Here is an 18,864-nt window from a genome sequence, read left to right as displayed (position 1 = left end):
CGGCCCGCTATATAGTCGCTCTGTGACGCTTTGACATCCTTCGGGAACATGAACACTGCATTCACGCCTCGCCAACACCGTCGCCTTCATCAAGCCGATCACCCATCGGTGACAAGCCTGCGATAGCCGGCTTTCGATTGCCGTCGCCCGCCGCCGACTCTCCCCTGAAAGAAAGGCAGCGGTCGGCTCCGGATGTCATCATCCGGTGATATTCATGCTCGATAAGAGAGCCGAGGCAAGCACCGGCATCCGCCCCGCCGCCCATTCCTTTGCGGAGCCGTCTTACCGGCGTTCTCGTTGCGCCCTTTTCCGCTGCCTCGGCATGTAATGAAAGTAATTGTTCAGTCACCAAGCGTTTGGAACCGGCCAGTATCCCTGTGCAGCCGCGTTCGTCTCAGCCGGCCTCTGCGCCGGCTTTTCTTTTTGATGTGTCGTTGCGGCGGATGGCCGACCTCGTCCTTCGAGGCGGATACATGTAGCCATTAATGCCTTTCGCTTGCCGCTCAAGGCGTTCGTCGCTAACGCTCCTCACCCCCCTCATCTGCCCTACGGGCATCTTCTCCCCGCTGGGGAGAAGGGGAGTGAGCCCCCGACTATCGTTTCCTACCGTAAAGGTCTCAATGGGAGCGAGGCGCTGCCACGAGTCCCTTCTCCCCAGCGGGGAGAAGATGCCGGCAGGCAGATGAGGGGGTAAGCGATTTCAGGAGCGAATGCGCTGAGCGAAAGCGAAGCGCAAGGATAAAGGCCACCCCTCACAATTCATCATAATTGAACCAATCGAAATCCGCCGTCTTCCCTCGCCCGGAGGTATCGAAGGCGAACAAGCCGGCAAAGGCACCGGTGAAAGAGCCGTGTTCGCCGCGCCCGCCCTCGTCGGAAATCACGCCGGCGTCGAGGACAGGGCCGATCCGTTGCCAGGCGCCCTTGCCTTCCGTCTGCCAGAAGAATTGCAGGTCATTTTCGCGGATTTCCATCGCAAGCTGGACACGGCCGTCGGCCGGGATCGCGACACCGCTTTCAGCGGGAAAGCTGAGGCGGCCGTTCGGGTAGTCGCCGTTGCAGGAGAGGATGGTCACGCAGCGGCCGAGCGTTTCGTGCAGCGTCACGGCAATCGCGTGGAACTTGTGGCGGTTGTAATAATGCGTCAGCCCCGCGACCTGCTGATAGGTGTCGGGCGCAAATTCGATCACGGTCTCGGCGCGGAAACTATGATGCTCCTGCCGGCGCGCGACCAGCGACTGCTCGAACCAGGAGCCGATGCTTTCGCGCCCGATCAGCCTGAGATGGCCGGGACGGTCCGTCAGATTGAAGATGCGCTGGGGTTCGGGCGTGCGCAGCCACTGGAAATCGGCCGGCAACGCGCGCCCATCGAAACTGTACTCGCTGCGCATCGGCTTCTCCACCGGCGCAGCGCCGAAGGGACCCGGCACATCGACATCGGGTACGGAGGTGCCGTTTTCCAGATAGAGCCAATCATCGTCGCGCCACACGCATTTCTGCAGGGACGTTTCGCGCCCCAGCGTGCATCGCCGTTTCGGCGGCAGCGGCCGGCCGCAGAGATGAGTGTGATAGGCCTGCCCATCCGGTGTCTCGACATATTGGCCGTGCCCTGCCCGCTGCAGCACTGCGCCCGGATGATCCTTAGAGGTGATCAGATGCATGTTCGGATGCATCTTATAGGGCCCTTCGATGCGGCGCGAACGCGCCATGGTGACGGCATGGTCATAGCCGGTGCCGCCCTCGGCGGTCGTGAGATAATACCAGCCGTTCCTCTTGAAGAGATGCGGGCCTTCGACGAGGCCGAGCGGGCTGCCGGCGAAGATGTTGCGGATCGGGCCTTTCAGCGCCTTGGTCGCCGGATCCCATTCCTGCAGCAGGATGCCGTCGAAGGCGGGCGATTTCGGCGAACCGCCGAAGCTTTCGGTGCGATGGTTCCACTGCATGTTGACGAACCATTTGCGGCCGTCATCGTCATGGAAGAGCGAGGGATCGAAGCCGGAGGAATTCACATAGACCGGCTCGGACCATTCGCCCTCGATGGAAGGCGAAGTCACGATGTAATTATGCGCATCCTTGAAATTGCCGTCGAAGCGCTTGACGTCGGTATAAACAAGCCAGAACTGGCCGTCGGCATAGGAAAGGCATGGCGCCCAGATGCCGCAGCTGTCGGGATTGCCGCGCATATCGAGTTGCGAGGCACGCTCCAGTGGCCGGCGCACCAGCGTCCAGTTCACCAGGTCTCGCGAATGATGAATCTGCACACCCGGATACCATTCGAAAGTCGAGGTGGCGATGTAATAATCGTCGTCGACGCGGCAGATCGACGGATCGGGATTGAACCCGGGCAGGATGGGATTACGGATCATAGCGGCTCCTCCGAAACAAAATGTGGTACGTACGTCAGATTGGCGTGGCTATCTCGCCTTCCCCTTCTCCCCAGCGGGGGTCCGAAGGACGGGCGAGACCTGTGGCTCGCCCGGTTGATGCCCGACAGGGCAGATGGAGGGGGCGAGCGGCAAAGCCGCGAGTGCACTGAGCGCAAGCGAAGGCAAGCAAAGGCGTGCCGTGTGGCCCCCTCATACGACCCTTCGGGCCACCTTCTCCCCGTTGGGGAAAAGAGAGAGCAAGCAGCACTCCCACCTCTCTCTTAATCCCGCTCGGCCGACCTCGCCCAGAGATTGATATCCGCCTCCTTGGCATAGACATCGATCTCCTTCAGCTCCTCAGCCGAAAACTCGATATTATCCAGCGCCTTGACGCAATCGACGATCTGCGAGGAGCGGCTGGCGCCGATCAGCGCCGAGGTCACACGCCCACCGCGCAGCACCCAGGCAATCGCCATCTGCGCCAGCGTCTGGCCACGCCGTTCGGCGATCTCGTTGAGCTTCCTGATATTGTCGATGATCGAAGGACGGATGAAGTCGCGCTTCAGGAAATGATTCTGCGCCGCCCGGCTGTCGGCCGGAATACCGCCGAGATACTTCGTTGTCAGCATGCCCTGGGCGAGCGGCGAGAACACAATCGAACCCATGCCGACGTCGTCGAGCGTATCGAGCAGCCTGTCGTCCTCGACCCAGCGGTTGAGCATGGAATAGCTCGGCTGATGGATCAGGCACGGCGTGCCGAGATCCTTGAGGATCGCCGCGGCTTCGCGCGTGCGCTGCGAATTATAGGAAGAGATGCCGACATAGAGCGCCCGGCCGGAGCGGACGATTTGGTCGAGCGCGCCGCAGGTTTCCTCGAGCGGCGTCTCCGGATCGAAGCGATGCGAATAGAAGATATCGACATAATCGAGACCCATTCGCTTCAGGCTCTGGTCGCAGGAAGCGATCAGGTATTTCCGGCTTCCCCATTCGCCATAGGGACCCGGCCACATATCGTAGCCGGCCTTCGAGGAAATGATCAGTTCGTCGCGAAGCCCGGCAAATTCGGTGCGCAGGATTTCGCCGAAAGCGGTCTCGGCGCTGCCGGGAGGCGGCCCGTAATTGTTGGCGAGATCGAAATGGGTGATGCCGAGATCGAAGGCCGTGCGGCACATGTCGATCTTGCGGTCATGCGGCGTGTCACCGCCGAAATTGTGCCAGAGGCCGAGGGAGACGGCCGGCAGCTTCAGGCCGGAACGGCCGGTGCGGTTATACTTCATCTTTGAATAACGGTCTGCGGCCGGTTGCCAGCTCATCTGAATGTCTCCTTGATAAAATATCTTGTGATCGTCATGCGACATCCTCGGCCCAAGAGATTGCCGACACCTGCCCCTCATCCGGCTGCCGCCACCTTCTCCCCGTAAACGGCGCGAAGGGACATGCCGCACCGCTTCCTCAATCTCAAACTCGGCACTGCATCTGGCACGTCCCCTCTCCCCGTTTTTACGGGGAGAGGGTTAGGGTGAGGGGCAGCCGTCGGCACGAACCGAACAGCCGTGGGACAGCCCCAAGGATGACGGAATTATTGAGACAACCGTGCCGCTACGGCAAGCGCACGGCGCGAGTTTCTACTACTTCAACAGCGCCAGCGCCTCTTCGATGCCAAGCGCAGCCGGCTGCGTGCAGGTCGTCGTCAGGTCGATGAAGCGGCCTTCCTCGCCCGATTTCAGAATCGAGGTCATGACGTCGACGCCGTGCAGCGTGCGGTCGAGCGAGCAGCGCGCGTCGCGTCCCTCGATCAGCGCCATCGCCATATCGGCAAGACCGGCCGTGCGGTAGTTGGCGCGCGCCCCGTTCGGGTTTTCCTGGTTGATCTTGCCGAAGGGATGATCCCAGTCCTCCAGCGGCTTGATGTCCTTGTCGCGGCCGCTAGCTTCGACGGTGCCGCCGAAGAAATTCGGGTCCGGCACGTAAAGCGAGCCGTCGGTGCCGTAGAGCTCCATATTGGCATGGCGGTGCGACCACACATCCCAACTCGCCGACAGCGTCACGGTGGCGCCGCTGACGAATTCGAGCAGCGCCTGGATCGTCGTCGGCGTCTTGACCGGGATGATCTCGCCATGGCGCGGCTGGCTGGTGATCGTCCGGGTCGCCGATGCCATCGAGGTCATGGCGCCGACGCGCTTCACAGGGCCGATCAGGTTGATCAGATTGGCGATGTAATAAGGGCCGAGATCGAGGATCGGACCGCCGCCTGGCAGGAAGAAGAAATCCGGGTTCGGATGCCACATCTCCATGCCAGGGCTCATGACGTAGCAGGCGCCCGAAGTGACCCGGCCGATGCCGCCATCGTCGACGAACTTGCGGGCGAGCTGATGCGCGCCACCGAGGAAAGTGTCGGGCGCGCAACCGACGGCAAGGTTCTTGGCCTTGGCGATGCGGCGAAGCTCTTCGCCCTGCTCCAGCGAAAGCACCAGCGGCTTTTCCGAATAGACGTGTTTGCCGGCTTCGAGGATCGCCTTCGACACCGGAAAATGCGCATCCGGGATCGTCAGGTTGACGACGACGTCGATCTCGTCATTGGCGAGAAGCGCGTCGATCGTCTGTGCCTTCACGCCATATTCCTTGGCGCGGGCCTCGGCTGCCTGCACGTTGATATCGGCGCAGGCCAGCACCTTCAGCCCCCTGAAGAGCGGTGCGAGCGAGAAATAGGTAGTGGAGATGTTGCCGCATCCGATGATGCCGACGCCAAGTTCCCTGGTCATGATGTGCCTCAATAAGTCTTGAAGGATGCGATCGAGCGGCTGATGTTGCGGTCGATATCTTTAGGATTGTCATGTTCGACGACGAAGTGCTTCGCCCTGGTGGCGCGCAGCGCCGCAATCAGCTTTGCCCACTCGACCTTGCCATGGCCGACATCGGCCCAGCCGTCCTCGTCCTTAGCTTCGCCGGCCGGCGCGATGTCCTTGACGTGAACTGCGGTGATGCGCGAGCCGAGCTTCTCGATCCAAGCGAAGGGATCGGCGCCGCCGCGGATGACCCAGGCGATATCGGCTTCCCAGGAAATGTCGGGCGCGCCTTCGAAAATGCGCTCGATCGGCAGCGAGCCGTCGGCGAGCTTGACGAATTCGAAGTCGTGGTTGTGCCAGCCGAACTCATAGCCGGCATCCTTGTAGGGTTTGCTCATTTCCTGCAGGCGCTTGCCGAAGGCCAGCCAACCGGCTCCGTCCGAGGGACGCTGGTCCGCCGCCAAATGCGGAGCATAAATCGAATCCATGCCGAGAATCTTGGCGATGTTCAGCGACTTCTGAACTTCCTTCTCCAGGAAGTCGGGGCTGAAATGCCCGCTCGCCATAACGAGGCCGTTCTTGTCGAGTTCGGCGCGAAGGCTCTTCAGGCCGGCATCATCGAGATCGGCATAAATGCCGCCGAAGCCCTCGACTTCCGCATAGCCCGCCTTGCCGAGCTTTTCGAAAATCGCCGAATAGGGCTGGAAGTTGCGCGCACTGTAGAGCTGGTAGCTGAGTTTCGTCATCTTATTCTCCTTGGGCCTCGTGCCCATTTCTTGGAAGGATCAATCCGCCGATTGGCAGGAATGCAGGTCGTAGAAGCGGAATTCCGGCAGCTTGCCGCGTTCGAGCGGATGTGCCGGGGTGAAGGTAATGCGGCGGCTCTCGCCTGCTGCAAGGTCGAAGGCATTGTCGGAATATTTGCCGTCCGTCTCGCTCTCGATCATCACGAAGAGTGCAAGTCCCCTGGCGGTGACGTTGATGTCGATCGCGCCGCTCTTCTCGACATATTCGTGGGTAACGGTCAGGCCCGAGGGTTCCAGTTCCAGCGCCTTATAGGTGCCGTTGACATGGTGCCCCTCGCCGCCCATGCCGTTCGACGCGGTGAAATGCCAGGCAAGCAACGTTCCCTCGGTAATCTCGGACACATCGATCGTCGCGGCTGTCACCGCCGCATCCGGGGAACACATGGCCTGCACGTCTTTCAGATGTTTCCGCTCGCCCTTCATCGTGAGAAGCGAGATCGACAGATCGACGTTGACATCTGAAAGCGTGTCGTTAACGAGCGAGAAGCGGATCGTCTTGCCGTCTTCCGAGGGAATGACGGCAACCGCCACCGGCTGGAAGAACCGTTTGACGAGATAATGCATCGCCTTCCAGCGGCCGCCATAATCGAGGCTAGACCAGGAGGCGACCGGCCAGGTGTCGTTGAGCTGCCAGTAAATAGTGCCCATGCAATGGGGCTTCAGCGACCGCCAATATTCCACCGCCGTCTTGATCGCCAGCCCCTGCTGGATCTGTGAGAGATAGACGAAGTTGGGGAAATCCTTGGGGAAGCGGAAATAGCGGAACATCGTGCCGGCGATGCGCTCGTTGCCGCCGGCATTCTTCTGGTGCAGCTCCATAACGGGAGAAGCAATATTCATATCCTTCTCCTCGGCATAGGTCCTGATGACGGGCAGCGAGGTATAGGACTGGAAGCCGAATTCCGAGCAGAATCGCGGGCGCACCGTACGGTAATTGTCGAACGACTTGTTCTCGTGCCAGACCGACCAGTAATGCATGTCACCGGAGCCGTCGGCATGCCACGCATCGCCGAAATCGAGGTAGCCCGAGGCCGGGCTCGACGGCCACCACAGCGCACCGGGCAGCGCCCTCTTCACCGCCTGCTCGATCGTGCGGTTGAGGCGGTCATAGGAAACGAGATAGCGGTCGCGGTCCTTCCGCGATTCCTCGAACCAGGTCAGCGCTCCTACCAGCTCGTTATCGCCGCACCAGAGCGCGATCGAAGGATGCGAGGAGAGCCGGCGCACCTGGTAATCCACCTCGATCGCGACATTGTCGAGGAAGTCCTCGGTCGAGGGATAGAGGTTGCAGGCGAACATGAAGTCCTGCCAGACGAGGAGGCCGAGCCGGTCGCAGAGATCGTAGAAATGATCCTGCTCGTAGAAGCCGCCGCCCCAGACACGGATCATGTTCATGTTGGCGGCTTTCGCCGATTGCAGCAGATCTTCCGTCTTCTCAGGCGAAGACAGCGAATAGAGCGCGTCGGCTGGAATCCAGTTGGCGCCGCGGCAGAAGATCTCGCGGCCGTTGATCCTGAAGGCGAAGCGCGCGCCGGCTGCATCTGGCGTGGTGATCAGCTCGATGGTGCGAAGGCCGATTTGCCTGGTCACCACCTCGTCGGACACTTCCACCGACAGCGTGTAGAGCGCCTGCTCGCCGCTGCCGGAAGGCCACCAGGGCCGCGGCTCGTCGATATGGAAGAGATAATTGACCTCAGTCTCGCCTTTGACGCCGACGTCGAGGCGCACACGCTCGCCGTCGAACTCGAAGTAGATCTGGGCGACGCCGGCATGCTTGGAATAGAGGCTCGCGGTGACCGTTAGGTCGACCGAGCCGTCATTATTGTGGACCTGGCGGGTGACGACATGTTCGATGCGCGCCGTTTCGAGCTTCTTCAGCGCGACCGTGCCGTAAAGGCCGAGCGGCGCGATGGCGATGTTCCAGTCCCAGCCGAAATGGCATTGCGGCTTGCGCAGCATGTTGCCGTCGGGGATCGGCGAATTGCCGGTGCTGTAGGGAATGTAGAAGGGCTGCTTTTTCTGCCGTTCGGCGCCGACGCCGGGATTAGAGGCAAAGACGATGCGGATCGAGTTGTCGCCCGCTTTCAGCATGCTGGAAACATCAGGCCGGTAGCGGCGGAAGCTGTTGTCGGCTTCGAGCGCCAGGAAACCGTTGACATAGACGCTGGCGACCGTGTCCAGATAGTCGATATCAAGATACCAGTCGCCTTCGACCTCCTGCAGCATAAAGCTGCGCTCGACCGCCCATTCACGCTGGGCTACCCACTGCACCTTCTCCTCGTTGCGACCGAAATAGGGATTGGGGATCAGGCCGGCCCGATGCAGAGCCGTGTGCACGTCGCCTGGTAGGGTGATGACGGTTTTGATCTCGCCATCAACGGAGGTGAGCTGCCACGAACCGGAAAGGTCGATGCTGGAGGGGGTCGATTGTTGCGTCACGATATCATTTCCGAATTACGTTTTTGGGATGGACGGCGCGTGGTCGCCGTCCGGTAGCTGTCGTTCGTCGCTCGCCTCGCCCCTCATCCGCCTGCCAGCACCTTCGCCCGCTGGGGAGAAGAGATGTGTAGCAGCGCCCTTGAGTCTTTCCGTCCGCCCCGCTCTCCGTCATCCTCGGGCTTGACCCGAGGATCCAAACGGCACCCACCAGCAGCAGCGGGCATAGATCCTCGGGTCGAGCCCGAGGATGACGGAAAACGGGGTTGGGCTTCTTGCCAAACTCGCCTTGGCCTATTGGCCCCACATCAGGCAGGCGGCACCATCTCCGACCCCGCCCGCAAAATTCCCCTAGAGACGCAGCTCACTCTCCGCATCGAACACCGAAGCCAGCGCCATGTCGAAGCTGAGCTTCACCTTGACCCCGACATCAAAGCGGCGTGCGCCGTTGACGCGGACCGACATCGTGTGACCGGCATGTTTCAGCCACAGAAGATTGTCCGCCCCCATCGGTTCCTCGATATCGACGGTAGCGTCATGTTCTTCGCCGCCGGTATTCTCGTTGACCTTGATGTGCTCGGGGCGAACGCCGAGCACCACCTTGCGGCCGGGCTGCAGAGTCTCGTTGGCATCATAGGCGGCGAGCGAGAAATTGACGCCGTTTGCGGTAAAAGCGATGCCGTCACCTGTTTTGACCAGTTCGCCCCGCAGAAAATTCATCGACGGTGAGCCGATGAAGCCGGCGACGAAAAGGTTGCGCGGCCTATTGTAAATCGTCGTCGGATCGTCGAGCTGCTGGATGATGCCGCTCTTCATGATGGCGATGCGATCAGCCAGCGTCAGCGCCTCGATCTGGTCGTGCGTCACGTAGATCATCGTATTCTGCAGCGACTGGTGCAGGCGCTTGATCTCGACACGCAGTTCTGAACGCAGTTTGGCGTCAAGGTTGGAAAGCGGTTCGTCGAACAGGAAGACGTCGACATCGCGCACCAGCGCCCGGCCGATCGCCACGCGCTGGCGCTGGCCGCCGGAAAGCTCCGCCGGCTTGCGCTTCAAGAGCGGCTGGATCTGCAGGATCTCGGCCGCACGCGCCACGCGTTTGTCGATCTCGGCCTGCGGCACCTTGGCGACGCGGAGGCCGAAGGAGAGGTTCTTCTCGACGGTCATCTGGGGATAGAGCGCATAGGACTGGAAGACCATGCCGATGCCGCGGTCCTTCGGCTCTTCCCAGGTGACGTTCTTGCCCTTGATGAAAATCTGCCCTTCCGAAGCGTCGAGCAGGCCGGCGATGCAATTGAGCAAGGTCGACTTGCCGCAGCCGGACGATCCGAGCAGTACCAGGAATTCGCCGTCGTTGATGTCGAGGTTGAGATCCTTCAGCACGCTGACCGATCCGAAGTTCAGCGACAGATCTTTGATCGAGACGCTGGAATTGGAGACAGTTGAATTCATGTTCATGTGATCACCCCTTCACTGCGCCAGCGGCGATGCCGCGAACGAAAAGCCGCCCGGAGACGAAATAGACGATCAGCGGCACCAGGCCGGTGAGGATCGTCGCTGCCATGTTGACGTTGTATTCCTTCACGCCCTGGACGGAATTGACGATGTTGTTGAGCTGCACCGTCATCGGATAGGTATCCGGCCGGGTGAAGACGACACCGAACAGGAAGTCGTTCCAGATGCCTGTGACCTGCAGGATCATGGCGACGACAAAGATCGGCAGCGACATCGGCATCATGATCTTCAGGAAGATCTGCCAGAAGCCCGCCCCGTCGACGCGCGCCGCCTTGAACAGTTCTTCCGGCAGCGACACAAAATAGTTGCGGAAGAGCAGTGTCAGGATCGGCATGCCGAAGATCGAGTGCACGATGACAAGGCCGGTCAGCGTGCCGTAGATGCCGATTTCGCGCAGGATGATGACGATCGGATAGATCATCACCTGATAGGGAATGAAGGCCCCGATGATGAGGATCGAGAAAAACAGCTCGGAACCTTTGAACCGCCAGTTTGCCAGCGCATAGCCATTCACCGAGGCGATCGCGATCGAGATGACGACCGACGGCACCGTGATGCGCACCGAATTCCAGAAACCGCGCGACAGGCCATCGCAGTTCAAGCCCGTGCAGGCCTCCGCCCAGGCCTTGACCCAGGGTTCGAAGGTGATCTCCATCGGCGGCGAGAAGATGTTGCCGAGACGGATTTCCGGCATGCCCTTCAGTGAAGTCACGACCATCACATAGAGCGGCAGCAGATAATAGAGCGCTGCAACCGTCAGCGTTCCGTAGAGCATGATGTTGCGCGCTGACAGCGTCGGGCGCGGCCTCGGACCGCTCGGACCGTCGCCAAGCCTCTTTGAGACGGCGTCGAGGCCGGCAGCCGTGGTGTTGAGAGTTTCGATATCAGCCACGCTTGCGCCCTCCTCCGAACTCCAGATAGGCCCACGGAACGATGATGATCGCGACCGTGACAAGCATCATCGTCGATGCAGCGAAGCCCTGACCCAGATTCTGCGCCTGGAACATGTAATCGTAGACATATTTGGCCGGCACTTCGGATGAGATGCCGGGACCGCCCGAAGTCTGCGCCACCACGAGGTCGTAGACCTTGACGATGCCCGAGGCGATGATGACGATCGTCGTGATGAACACGGGCCGCATCATCGGAATGACGACGAGCAGGTAGGTCTTCCACATCGGGATGCCGTCGACGCGGGCCGCTTTCCAGATATCCTCGTCGATGCCGCGCAGACCCGCAAGCATCAGGCACATGACGAGGCCCGTTCCCTGCCAGAGCGCCGCGATCAGAATCCCGTAGATGACGATTTCGGGCGTATAGAGCGGATTGAAGGTGAAGCTTGTCCAGCCGAGCGAACGCACCACCGACTGGACGCCGAAATCCGGGTTCAGAACCCACTGCCAGACGAGACCGGTCACGATGAAGGACAGCGCGAAGGGGTAGAGAAAGATGGTGCGAAAAGTGTTTTCGAAACGGATCTTCTGATCCATGAGCGCGGCGAGCACAAATCCGATGACCAGGCTGAAGATCAGCGAGAGGACGCCGTAGAGGGCCAGATTTTCGATGGCAGTAACCCAGCGGGGTGCCGCCCAGAGACGGTGATACTGGTCGAAGCCGACGAAGCTCAACCGCGGGAGGAGCTTGGAATTGGTGAAGGAATAAAAGACCGTCCAGAACGTGCCGCCGACAAAGATCACCAGCGCTGTCAGGATCATCGGGATGGACGCAATCTTGGCATTCAGATTGCGCAGTAGCTTGATTGGCCGGCCTGCTTGCGCTTGACCCGTCATGAACACTTCTCCTCAAATCGCAGCTGCGGCCGGTGACGGCCGTCTCTCACCCATGCCCGCACGGTCCGCCGGAAGGGCCGGCAAGATCGTCGAAACTTGCGGGAGGATCCGGCTCCGGGGGAGCCGGATCGCAAGGGCAGCGAACCTGCCGATCAGTCAGCCGAAGCGATGATGGCGGCGAAACGTTTCTGAGCGTCTTCCGGCGTCATCGACGGGTTGGCGAAGAATTCGGAGAAGAGATCTTCCTTCTGCTTCTGACTGTCGGCCGAAAGCAGCTGGTCGGTGCCTTCGATCACATTGCCCTTGGCCAGGATGTCGAGACCCTTCTTCATGCAGTCGTTTGCCGCGGCGAGATCGACGTCGCCGCGAACCGGCAGCGAGCCCTTCTTCAGATTGAAGGCAACCTGGGTCTTGGGATCGAGCAGGGTTTTGGCGAGCACGGCCTGCGCCTTGGACTTTTCCTCATCCTTCAGCAGCGGGAAGTAGAAGGCGTCGCCGCCGGTCGAGATGATCTCGTTGACACCAAGGCCCGGGAGGCAGGTATAGTCGGAGCCGGCCTTCTGACCGGCGAGTGCGAATTCGCCCTGCGCCCAGTCACCCATGATCTGGCCACCGGCCTTGCCTGTTATGACGAGGTTGGTCGCCTGGTTCCAATCCTGGACGTTGCTGCCCTTGGACATGCGGCGGGCATCGTCGGCAGCCTTGAAGACCTTGGCGATCTCAGGTCCGGCGGCAACCTCTGCATCCTTGTCCTTGAACACCTTGTTGAAGACGTCCTTGCCGGCGACCGCGACCATCAGCACGTCGAAGGCGCCTGTCGCCTGCCATGGCTGACCGCCGACAGCAAGCGGAATGATACCGGCCTTTTCGAGAGCCGGAGCGGCAGCGACGAATTCGTCCCAGTTCTTCGGAACTTCGATGCCGGCCTTCTTGAAGGCCGCGTTCGAAAGCCACAGCCACTGCCAGGAGTGGATGTTCACCGGAGCGCAGTAGATCTTGCCGTCGATCGTGCAGGAATCGAGCAGGCTCGACGGACGAATAATGTCCTTCCAGTGCTCCGCGGTCGCGACATCGGTCAGGTCGCGCATCAGGCCGGCCTGAACCAGTTCCTCGGCCTGGCGGCCATGGTTGAACTGGGTGGCGCCCATCGGGTCGCCCCCGGTGATGCGGCTGATCATGATCGGGCGAGCAGTACCGCCGGAACCGGCGATAGCACCGTCGACCCAGTGGTTGCCGGTGGCGTCAAATGCCTTTGCCAGCTCGGCGACAGCAGCGGACTCGCCGCCGGACGTCCACCAATGGGTGACTTCGAGATCGGTGGCGCTGGCGCTGATCGGAAGCGCGGCGGAAGCGGCAAGCATGGCCGCCATCATACGAATTTTCATGAGTTCTCCTCCCTCACTGAAACGTTACCGGAAAAACTTAGATCAATCGATTTCTCCACGCAACTGCCCGCCCGCAAATTTTTCTTTAAAGATCCGGATTGCCACTTCTGACTGTTTCGAAAGGAGGCGCTACACCCGCTGAATCGGCAGCCAGCCAGACTTTTCCGCACATGCCGCTCCCGATTATTGTCCTGAAATTTAATGATAATTTTCAAACTACAGTTTCGAGCGCCGCACTACCTTTTTCGCAGCTGCAGAAAAATCCTGTAGCAATCACCGATTCAACTTATGCGAATGATGCTGCGACGCACACAAGAAAAACCACTCGACATTTCTACTGTATCGTTACAGATTGAATTCCTCAGGGAGGCGCGATTTTTGGCAGGCGACGGGCTTACGGCGTCTGAAAAAGCCTCTATAAGCGAGACCAATTCGCGTGAGGCAGGCCTACAGGGATGGAAAACAAGGGAAATTTCGGACAGGCTGCATCGACGGCGGTGACGCGCGAGCGCCCGACATTGAAGACGATCGCCTTCATGACCGGCCTCGGGGTGACCACAGTATCGCGCGCCTTGAAAGATGCACCCGATATCGGGGCTGAGACCAAGGAGCGGGTGCGCATGGTCGCCCGTCAGCTCGGCTACCAACCGAACCGGGCGGGGGTGCGCCTGCGCACCGGCAAGACCAACGTCATCGCCCTCGTCCTCAGCATCGACGAGGAGATCATGGGCTTCTCGAGCCAGATGGTCTTCGGCATATCGGAAGTGCTGTCCGGCACCCCCTATCATATTGTCGTGACCCCGCATTCCCACAGCAAGGACCCAATGCTGCCGGTGCGCTATATTCTTGAAACCGGCTCGGCCGACGGCGTCATCATCTCGCGCATCGAACCGGACGACCCGCGCGTGCGGCTCTTGTCCGAGCGCGGCATGCCCTTTGCCACGCACGGACGCACCGATGCAGGCCTCATCCACCCCTTCCACGATTTCGACAACGAGGCCTTCGCCCATCAGGCGGTGGAACGCCTCGTCAAACGGGGCCGGCGGCGCATCGCCTTGCTGCAGCCGCCGAGCAAGCTCACCTATTACGCCCATATCCGCATCGGCTTCCAGACCGGCCTACACGATTACGGTGCCGAAGAAGTGCCGCTGCGCGTCAACACCGACGCGCCGCTCGCCGATATCCGTGACGCCATCGAAGTGATGATGCGCTCGGGCAACGCGCCTGACGGCATCGTCTGCTCGGCCGGCAGCGCTGCGATCGCCGTCAATGCCGGCATCGAGGCCGCCGGCAAGGCCCTCGGCCGCGATCTCGACATGGTCTCCAAGCAGTCGGTGCCGATCCTCAACTGGATCCGCCCCGAAATCATCACCGCCCAGGAAGACGTGCGCCAGGCCGGCCGCGAAATGGCCAAGGCCGTCATCGCTCGCATCGACGGCGTCGAACCCGAACTGCTCCAGAGCATCAGCCAGCCGATGTGGCCGGAGGCTGACAGATAGGGTGGTGGCGCAAGTGAGCGAATAAGGAGCCGCAGCGTGACCGGCGGCTGCGGCGTATCTTACCCTGCCGTCAGCCGGTAAAAGCCGCCGGTGGCTGCTTTCGGCCCATTGCGTCAGAATTAAACTGCGGATTAGCTGAGATGGGTGAAGAGAAGACTAGCAGCTTTTGACGATCAAGACTGCCAATGGCAGACACTGGATGGAATGTGCCCTCTGTCCTAAAAACTGCAATCAACCGCCATCGCGACTTCCGATGTAACCGCCCCATTTGTCAAATGCGTGGTAAGTTGGTTCCTCGGCTTTTGCTTGGCGAAAATACCTACAGCTAATCACGTACTCAGAATAATCCTCTGTCCAGGATTCACACCGGATCACTCGGCCCTCGGTGCTTTTATAGCCTTTATACTTCTGATTTAGGAATCCTTCGAAATACGGAATGCTCGGTTTGAAGCTGATGCCTAGAACTATCCACACCAACGTCCAAATTGCGAAAACGCCACCAATGGCGTATCCGACAAATGACAGTCCTCGAAATAAGGTTCTCAACGCTAGACCCCGAGACCAGTTGGCGATGGCCAACTCGTAGCACGCCTGACGGCAGCGTTGCAGGTTTGTATTCACGCTCAAACTTCCGGAATGAGGTCAAGAGCTGACTTTCGTGTATACTTAGAAAGATGACCGCTTCTGGTGCGTTGGCGACCACCGGCTTCCGCCGACGGTCGCCTAGTTCAGAGCTCGATCTGCTCCGCGATCCGTAGTCGTCATCGATCTCGATCCCGAGATACTGGACGGTGCTCTCTAGTCTGGTGTGGCCAAGTAGGATTTGGACCGCGCGGAGGTTTCCCGTCTTCTTGTAGATCAAGGCGGCGTTCGTTCGGCGCATCGAATGAGTTCCATAGGCGCTCGTTTCGAGTCCAATGCTCCGGACTGAACGATGCTCGCATACTGCAATCAGCCCTCGGCACGCTCCTCGCCAGTTGCTCCAGCACTGCCGCAATCTTTGGGTTGCGCCCCTCGCCGCGCCGCGTGATCGCGTGGATGCCGCGATAGGCAGGTGGGGCAAGCGGTTTGACGATCAGCCTGCCGCGGAAATCGCGAAGCGCCAGGCCGGGCATCCCCGAAATCGCGCAGCCGGCTTCGACAAGCGCGAAAATCACCTCGAAACTATCGCTGAAACCATTGATGACGGGTTCGAAACCGGTATCGCGGCAGGCTTGGCGGATCGCCTTGCAATAGGCGCTGGAGGCGACGTCGGAGCGTCCAGCGTTCATCCCGTAGCTGAGTAAGTTCGATGGCCGGCTCGTTTTTCAGCCTGTGACCGACGGGCAGCAGCACGAAGAGCTGGTCCCGGCACAGGAACAGCCTGTCGACCGCGTCGCTAAGCGCATGCGGATCGAGGGATATATCGTCGGCAACGACGATATCGGCCTGCCAGACCCTGAGTTCCGCCAGCCCTTCTGACGGCCCCATCGTCGTCATGATGATATCGAGTTGGGGATGATCGATCGCCAGCTGCCGCAGGGCGGTGGGAATGAAGGACTATGCGGACGAAGGCTGGGCGGCGATCCGCAGGTCGCCCGCGACGGTATTCTTCAGCGCGGCAATATTGGTTCTGGCTTCCTCGACGATGGCGAAGAGGCGGTAGGCATGTTCGACCAGTAGCCGGCCGGCACCCGTCAGCGCCACCCCTCGCCCGCGCCGCTCGACCAGCGCAATCCCCGTCTCGTCCTCAGCTGAGCGACCTGCTGGGAAACCGCCGAGGACGAATGCCGAGCGCATCGGCAACGGCAGCCATCGTCTCCCTGCGCGAGAGCTCGCGCAGCGTGCGCAATCGGAAGAAATCCAAATCCGGCTCCTCGGCAATCATCCATAATTTCTAACTTATCTCCTTATTTTAATTAAGTGGACCTGAATGAAAACCGCCCTACCGTTGGATTCGCTCGGTGGCGCAATGGCTCGAAAAAAGCCTTGATTGCCAGCCATCCCGCAGATGAGCCACGGGGAAATCGACAGAATGCATGAAAGCAGCGTGCCTTATTTCAGCCAATGGGAAACGCCCGGCATGACGCTGCCGGTGCTTGCCGAGGGATCGCAAGCGCTGCTCAGCGATCCGCTCTGGCGCCATTCGGGAGCCGCGACCATCGAAGAATATGCGCGCTGGGCGATGAATGTCTGCGGCATGGCCTGCCTGAAGATGATCCTAGCCGCGCGCGGCGAGATCCATCCTACTCTCGAGCTTGCCCGCGCCTGCACGGTTTACGGCGGCTATGTCGTCAACGAGATCGACGCTTCGATCAAGGGGCTAATCTACGCTCCCTTCGTCCGCTTCGTGAGCGAACGTTTCGGGCTCGGCGCCGAGACGATGACCAACGTCGAGACGTCAGCCATATCAGAACTTCTGTCGAAACGCCGGTTCTTCATCGCCTCGGTGCATTCGGGCATCCGCTGGCCGGAGCACGAGCCGCCGGCAAAGGGCGGGCATCTCGTGTTGGTGACGGCGGCCTCGCAGGAGACGATCCGCTTCCACAATCCGTCCGGCCATGACGCGGCAAGCCAGGCCGATGTCACGCTACCGCTTGCCGTCTTCGATCGTTTTTTTGCCAATCGCGGTATATCGGTCGAGGCCTGATCTTTCCGACATCCCATCGCTTCGGAGGCTTTCATGACCCCTTCCCCCAACAGGCTGCGCATTGCCGTGCTCTTCGGCGGCCGTTCGGCCGAGCACGAAGTTTCCATCCTCTCGGCGACCAACGTGATGGCTGCCCTGGAGCCCGACAAATACGATGCCCTTCCCGTCTTCGTCACCCGCGAGGGACAATGGCTGCTGAGCAGCTTCGAGGACGGCCGGCTGGCGACACCTTCGTCAGGCACGGAAATCTGCCTCGTGCCGGGCGGCCGCGGGCGCATGCTGGCGATGTCAGCCCATGGCGCGCCGCATGAATTGCCAAGGATCGACATCCTGTTTCCCGTGCTGCACGGCCCGTATGGTGAGGACGGATCGGTGCAGGGCGCAGCTGAAGTGGCGCGCGTGCCGCTCGCCGGCTGCGGCATCCTCGGCTCAGCCGCCGCGCTGGACAAGGATATCGCCAAGCGTCTGCTGCGGGCGTCGGGCCTGCCGGTGGCGCGCGCCGTGACGATCCACGAGGGCGCCGCCCCTTCACTCTCCGCGCTCGAAGCCGAACTCGGCCTGCCGCTCTTCATCAAGCCGGCACGACAGGGATCGTCGGTCGGCGTCGCCAAGGTCCATGCCAGCCAGGAATTCGCCGCAGCGCTCGAGCAGGCCTTCCGCCATGACAGGATCCTGCTTGCCGAGGAATTCGTCGCCGGCCGCGAGATCGAATTCAGCGTGCTGGAGGATACCGACGGCAATCTCTTCGTCTCCCGGCCCGGCGAAATCGTGCCGGCGGAAAGTCACGGCTTCTACAATTACAACGCTAAATATGTCGATGAGAACGGGGCCGCCTTGAAGGTGCCGGCCGACCTGCCGGCGGAGGTCGAGGCCGCCATGCGCGACATGGCCGCAAGGGCTTTCCGGGCCGTTGGCTGCGACGGCATGGCGCGCGTCGATTTTTTCCTGACATCGGACATGCGCTTCGTCATCAACGAGCTCAACACCATTCCCGGCTTCACCGATATCAGCATGTATTCCAAGGCAATGGCGGCAAGCGGCGTCAGCTATGCCGAAGTCATCGACCGGCTGGTGGACCACGGAATGGCGCGCGCCCGCAGGGCAGGCTAGTTCATGAACAGGTCGGTTCTGATTTCCGGATGTTCCGGCGGCGGAAAATCGACGCTGCTTGCTGAGCTTGGCCGTCGCGGTCACAGGATCGTCGAAGAGCCTGGCCGGCGGATCGTCAAGCAGGAGCTCGAGAGTGGTGGAACCGCCCTGCCCTGGATCGACGCGATTGCCTTTGCCCGTCGCGCGATCGAGATGGCGATGGCCGACTACACGGCGGCGCGCGAATGGAAGGGCTGGACGTTTTTCGACCGCGGGCTGATCGATGCCGCCTCGGCGCTGCAGCACATGACCGGTGAACCGGTCCTGGAACGAATGAGCGCCGCCCATCGATATAACGGAAGCGTTTTTCTGACGCCGCCATGGCCCAAGATTTACACGACCGACCCCGAGCGCCGCCATGGCTTCGAAGAGGCCGTCGCAGAATATGACCGGCTCGCCGCGACCTATCCGACACTCGGTTACGACGTCGTCATACTGCCAAAAATCGGGGTTGCCGAACGGGCCGATTTCATCCTCGACCGCCTTGGGGCGAATTAGTCGCC

14 protein-coding genes and 2 pseudogenes are annotated in these 18,864 nt (G+C 60.8%); 4 read left to right on the top strand and 12 right to left on the bottom strand.

Translation table 11 applies throughout. From position 1 onward, the window contains the following. Positions 1-61: 61 nt before the first annotated feature. The 10 genes from QWJ46_RS12870 to QWJ46_RS12825 form a co-directional block, all read right to left on the bottom strand. Positions 62-352 (bottom strand): hypothetical protein, encoded by a 291-nt coding sequence (locus tag QWJ46_RS12870; protein WP_302751470.1) that lies wholly within the window; start codon positions 350-352, stop codon positions 62-64. A 400-nt stretch (positions 353-752) separates the two neighbouring features. Continuing rightward, entirely contained in the window at positions 753-2,366 is a 1,614-nt protein-coding gene (locus tag QWJ46_RS12865) for a glycoside hydrolase family 43 protein (protein WP_302751469.1), read from the bottom strand. Positions 2,367-2,647: 281 nt separating this feature from the next. Beyond that, positions 2,648-3,679: an L-glyceraldehyde 3-phosphate reductase gene (gene mgrA, locus QWJ46_RS12860; RefSeq protein ID WP_302751468.1), complete on the bottom strand. Its 1,032-nt coding sequence runs from the start codon at positions 3,677-3,679 to the stop codon at positions 2,648-2,650. 315 nt (positions 3,680-3,994) lie between these two features. Continuing rightward, positions 3,995-5,128 (bottom strand): Gfo/Idh/MocA family protein, encoded by a 1,134-nt coding sequence (locus QWJ46_RS12855; RefSeq protein WP_302751467.1) that lies wholly within the window; start codon positions 5,126-5,128, stop codon positions 3,995-3,997. Positions 5,129-5,136: 8 nt separating this feature from the next. Continuing rightward, positions 5,137-5,898: a sugar phosphate isomerase/epimerase gene (locus tag QWJ46_RS12850; protein ID WP_302751466.1), complete on the bottom strand. Its 762-nt coding sequence runs from the start codon at positions 5,896-5,898 to the stop codon at positions 5,137-5,139. Positions 5,899-5,937: 39 nt separating this feature from the next. Then, positions 5,938-8,397 (bottom strand): glycoside hydrolase family 2 protein, encoded by a 2,460-nt coding sequence (locus tag QWJ46_RS12845; RefSeq protein ID WP_302751465.1) that lies wholly within the window; start codon positions 8,395-8,397, stop codon positions 5,938-5,940. Between the two features lie 348 nt (positions 8,398-8,745). Next, on the bottom strand, positions 8,746-9,852 hold the full coding sequence (locus QWJ46_RS12840; protein ID WP_184457901.1) for an ABC transporter ATP-binding protein: 1,107 nt from the start codon (positions 9,850-9,852) through the stop codon (positions 8,746-8,748). A 4-nt stretch (positions 9,853-9,856) separates the two neighbouring features. Further along, positions 9,857-10,801: a carbohydrate ABC transporter permease gene (locus QWJ46_RS12835; protein ID WP_184457899.1), complete on the bottom strand. Its 945-nt coding sequence runs from the start codon at positions 10,799-10,801 to the stop codon at positions 9,857-9,859. After that, positions 10,794-11,699, bottom strand: coding sequence for a carbohydrate ABC transporter permease (locus tag QWJ46_RS12830; protein WP_011425716.1), 906 nt, complete (start codon positions 11,697-11,699; stop codon positions 10,794-10,796). Before QWJ46_RS12830 ends, QWJ46_RS12835 begins: the two co-directional genes overlap by 8 nt. A gap of 152 nt (positions 11,700-11,851) precedes the next feature. Beyond that, positions 11,852-13,084, bottom strand: a complete 1,233-nt coding sequence (locus tag QWJ46_RS12825; protein ID WP_302751464.1) for an ABC transporter substrate-binding protein — start codon at positions 13,082-13,084, stop codon at positions 11,852-11,854. Positions 13,085-13,539: 455 nt separating this feature from the next. Here QWJ46_RS12825 and QWJ46_RS12820 point away from each other — a divergent pair, with 455 nt between their 5' ends. Then, positions 13,540-14,583, top strand: coding sequence for a LacI family transcriptional regulator (locus QWJ46_RS12820; RefSeq protein WP_302751463.1), 1,044 nt, complete (start codon positions 13,540-13,542; stop codon positions 14,581-14,583). 728 nt (positions 14,584-15,311) lie between these two features. On the opposite strand, the pseudogene QWJ46_RS12815 reads toward QWJ46_RS12820, so the two are convergent. After that, positions 15,312-15,511 (bottom strand): annotated as a pseudogene (locus QWJ46_RS12815) (tyrosine-type recombinase/integrase); the annotation flags it as partial. 28 nt (positions 15,512-15,539) lie between these two features. After that, positions 15,540-16,429 (bottom strand): annotated as a pseudogene (locus tag QWJ46_RS31265) (LysR substrate-binding domain-containing protein); the annotation flags it as partial. Positions 16,430-16,597: 168 nt separating this feature from the next. On the opposite strand from QWJ46_RS31265, the gene QWJ46_RS12795 reads away from it, so the two are divergent. Genes QWJ46_RS12795 through QWJ46_RS12785 form a run of 3 tightly spaced genes read left to right on the top strand, consistent with a single transcriptional unit; the run spans position 16,598 to position 18,859 of the window. Then, positions 16,598-17,212 carry a C39 family peptidase gene (locus QWJ46_RS12795; RefSeq protein WP_184457893.1) on the top strand — a complete coding sequence of 205 codons (615 nt, stop codon included), beginning with the start codon at positions 16,598-16,600 and terminating at the stop codon, positions 17,210-17,212. 33 nt (positions 17,213-17,245) lie between these two features. Further along, positions 17,246-18,322 (top strand): D-alanine--D-alanine ligase family protein, encoded by a 1,077-nt coding sequence (locus tag QWJ46_RS12790; protein WP_302751461.1) that lies wholly within the window; start codon positions 17,246-17,248, stop codon positions 18,320-18,322. Between the two features lie 3 nt (positions 18,323-18,325). After that, entirely contained in the window at positions 18,326-18,859 is a 534-nt protein-coding gene (locus QWJ46_RS12785) for an AAA family ATPase (RefSeq protein ID WP_302751460.1), read from the top strand. Positions 18,860-18,864: the final 5 nt, after the last annotated feature.

This window comes from Rhizobium sp. CBN3, assembly GCF_030518245.1.
Taxonomy (GTDB): domain Bacteria; phylum Pseudomonadota; class Alphaproteobacteria; order Rhizobiales; family Rhizobiaceae; genus Rhizobium; species Rhizobium aethiopicum_A.
This window is presented reverse-complemented; position numbering and strand designations above follow the sequence as displayed.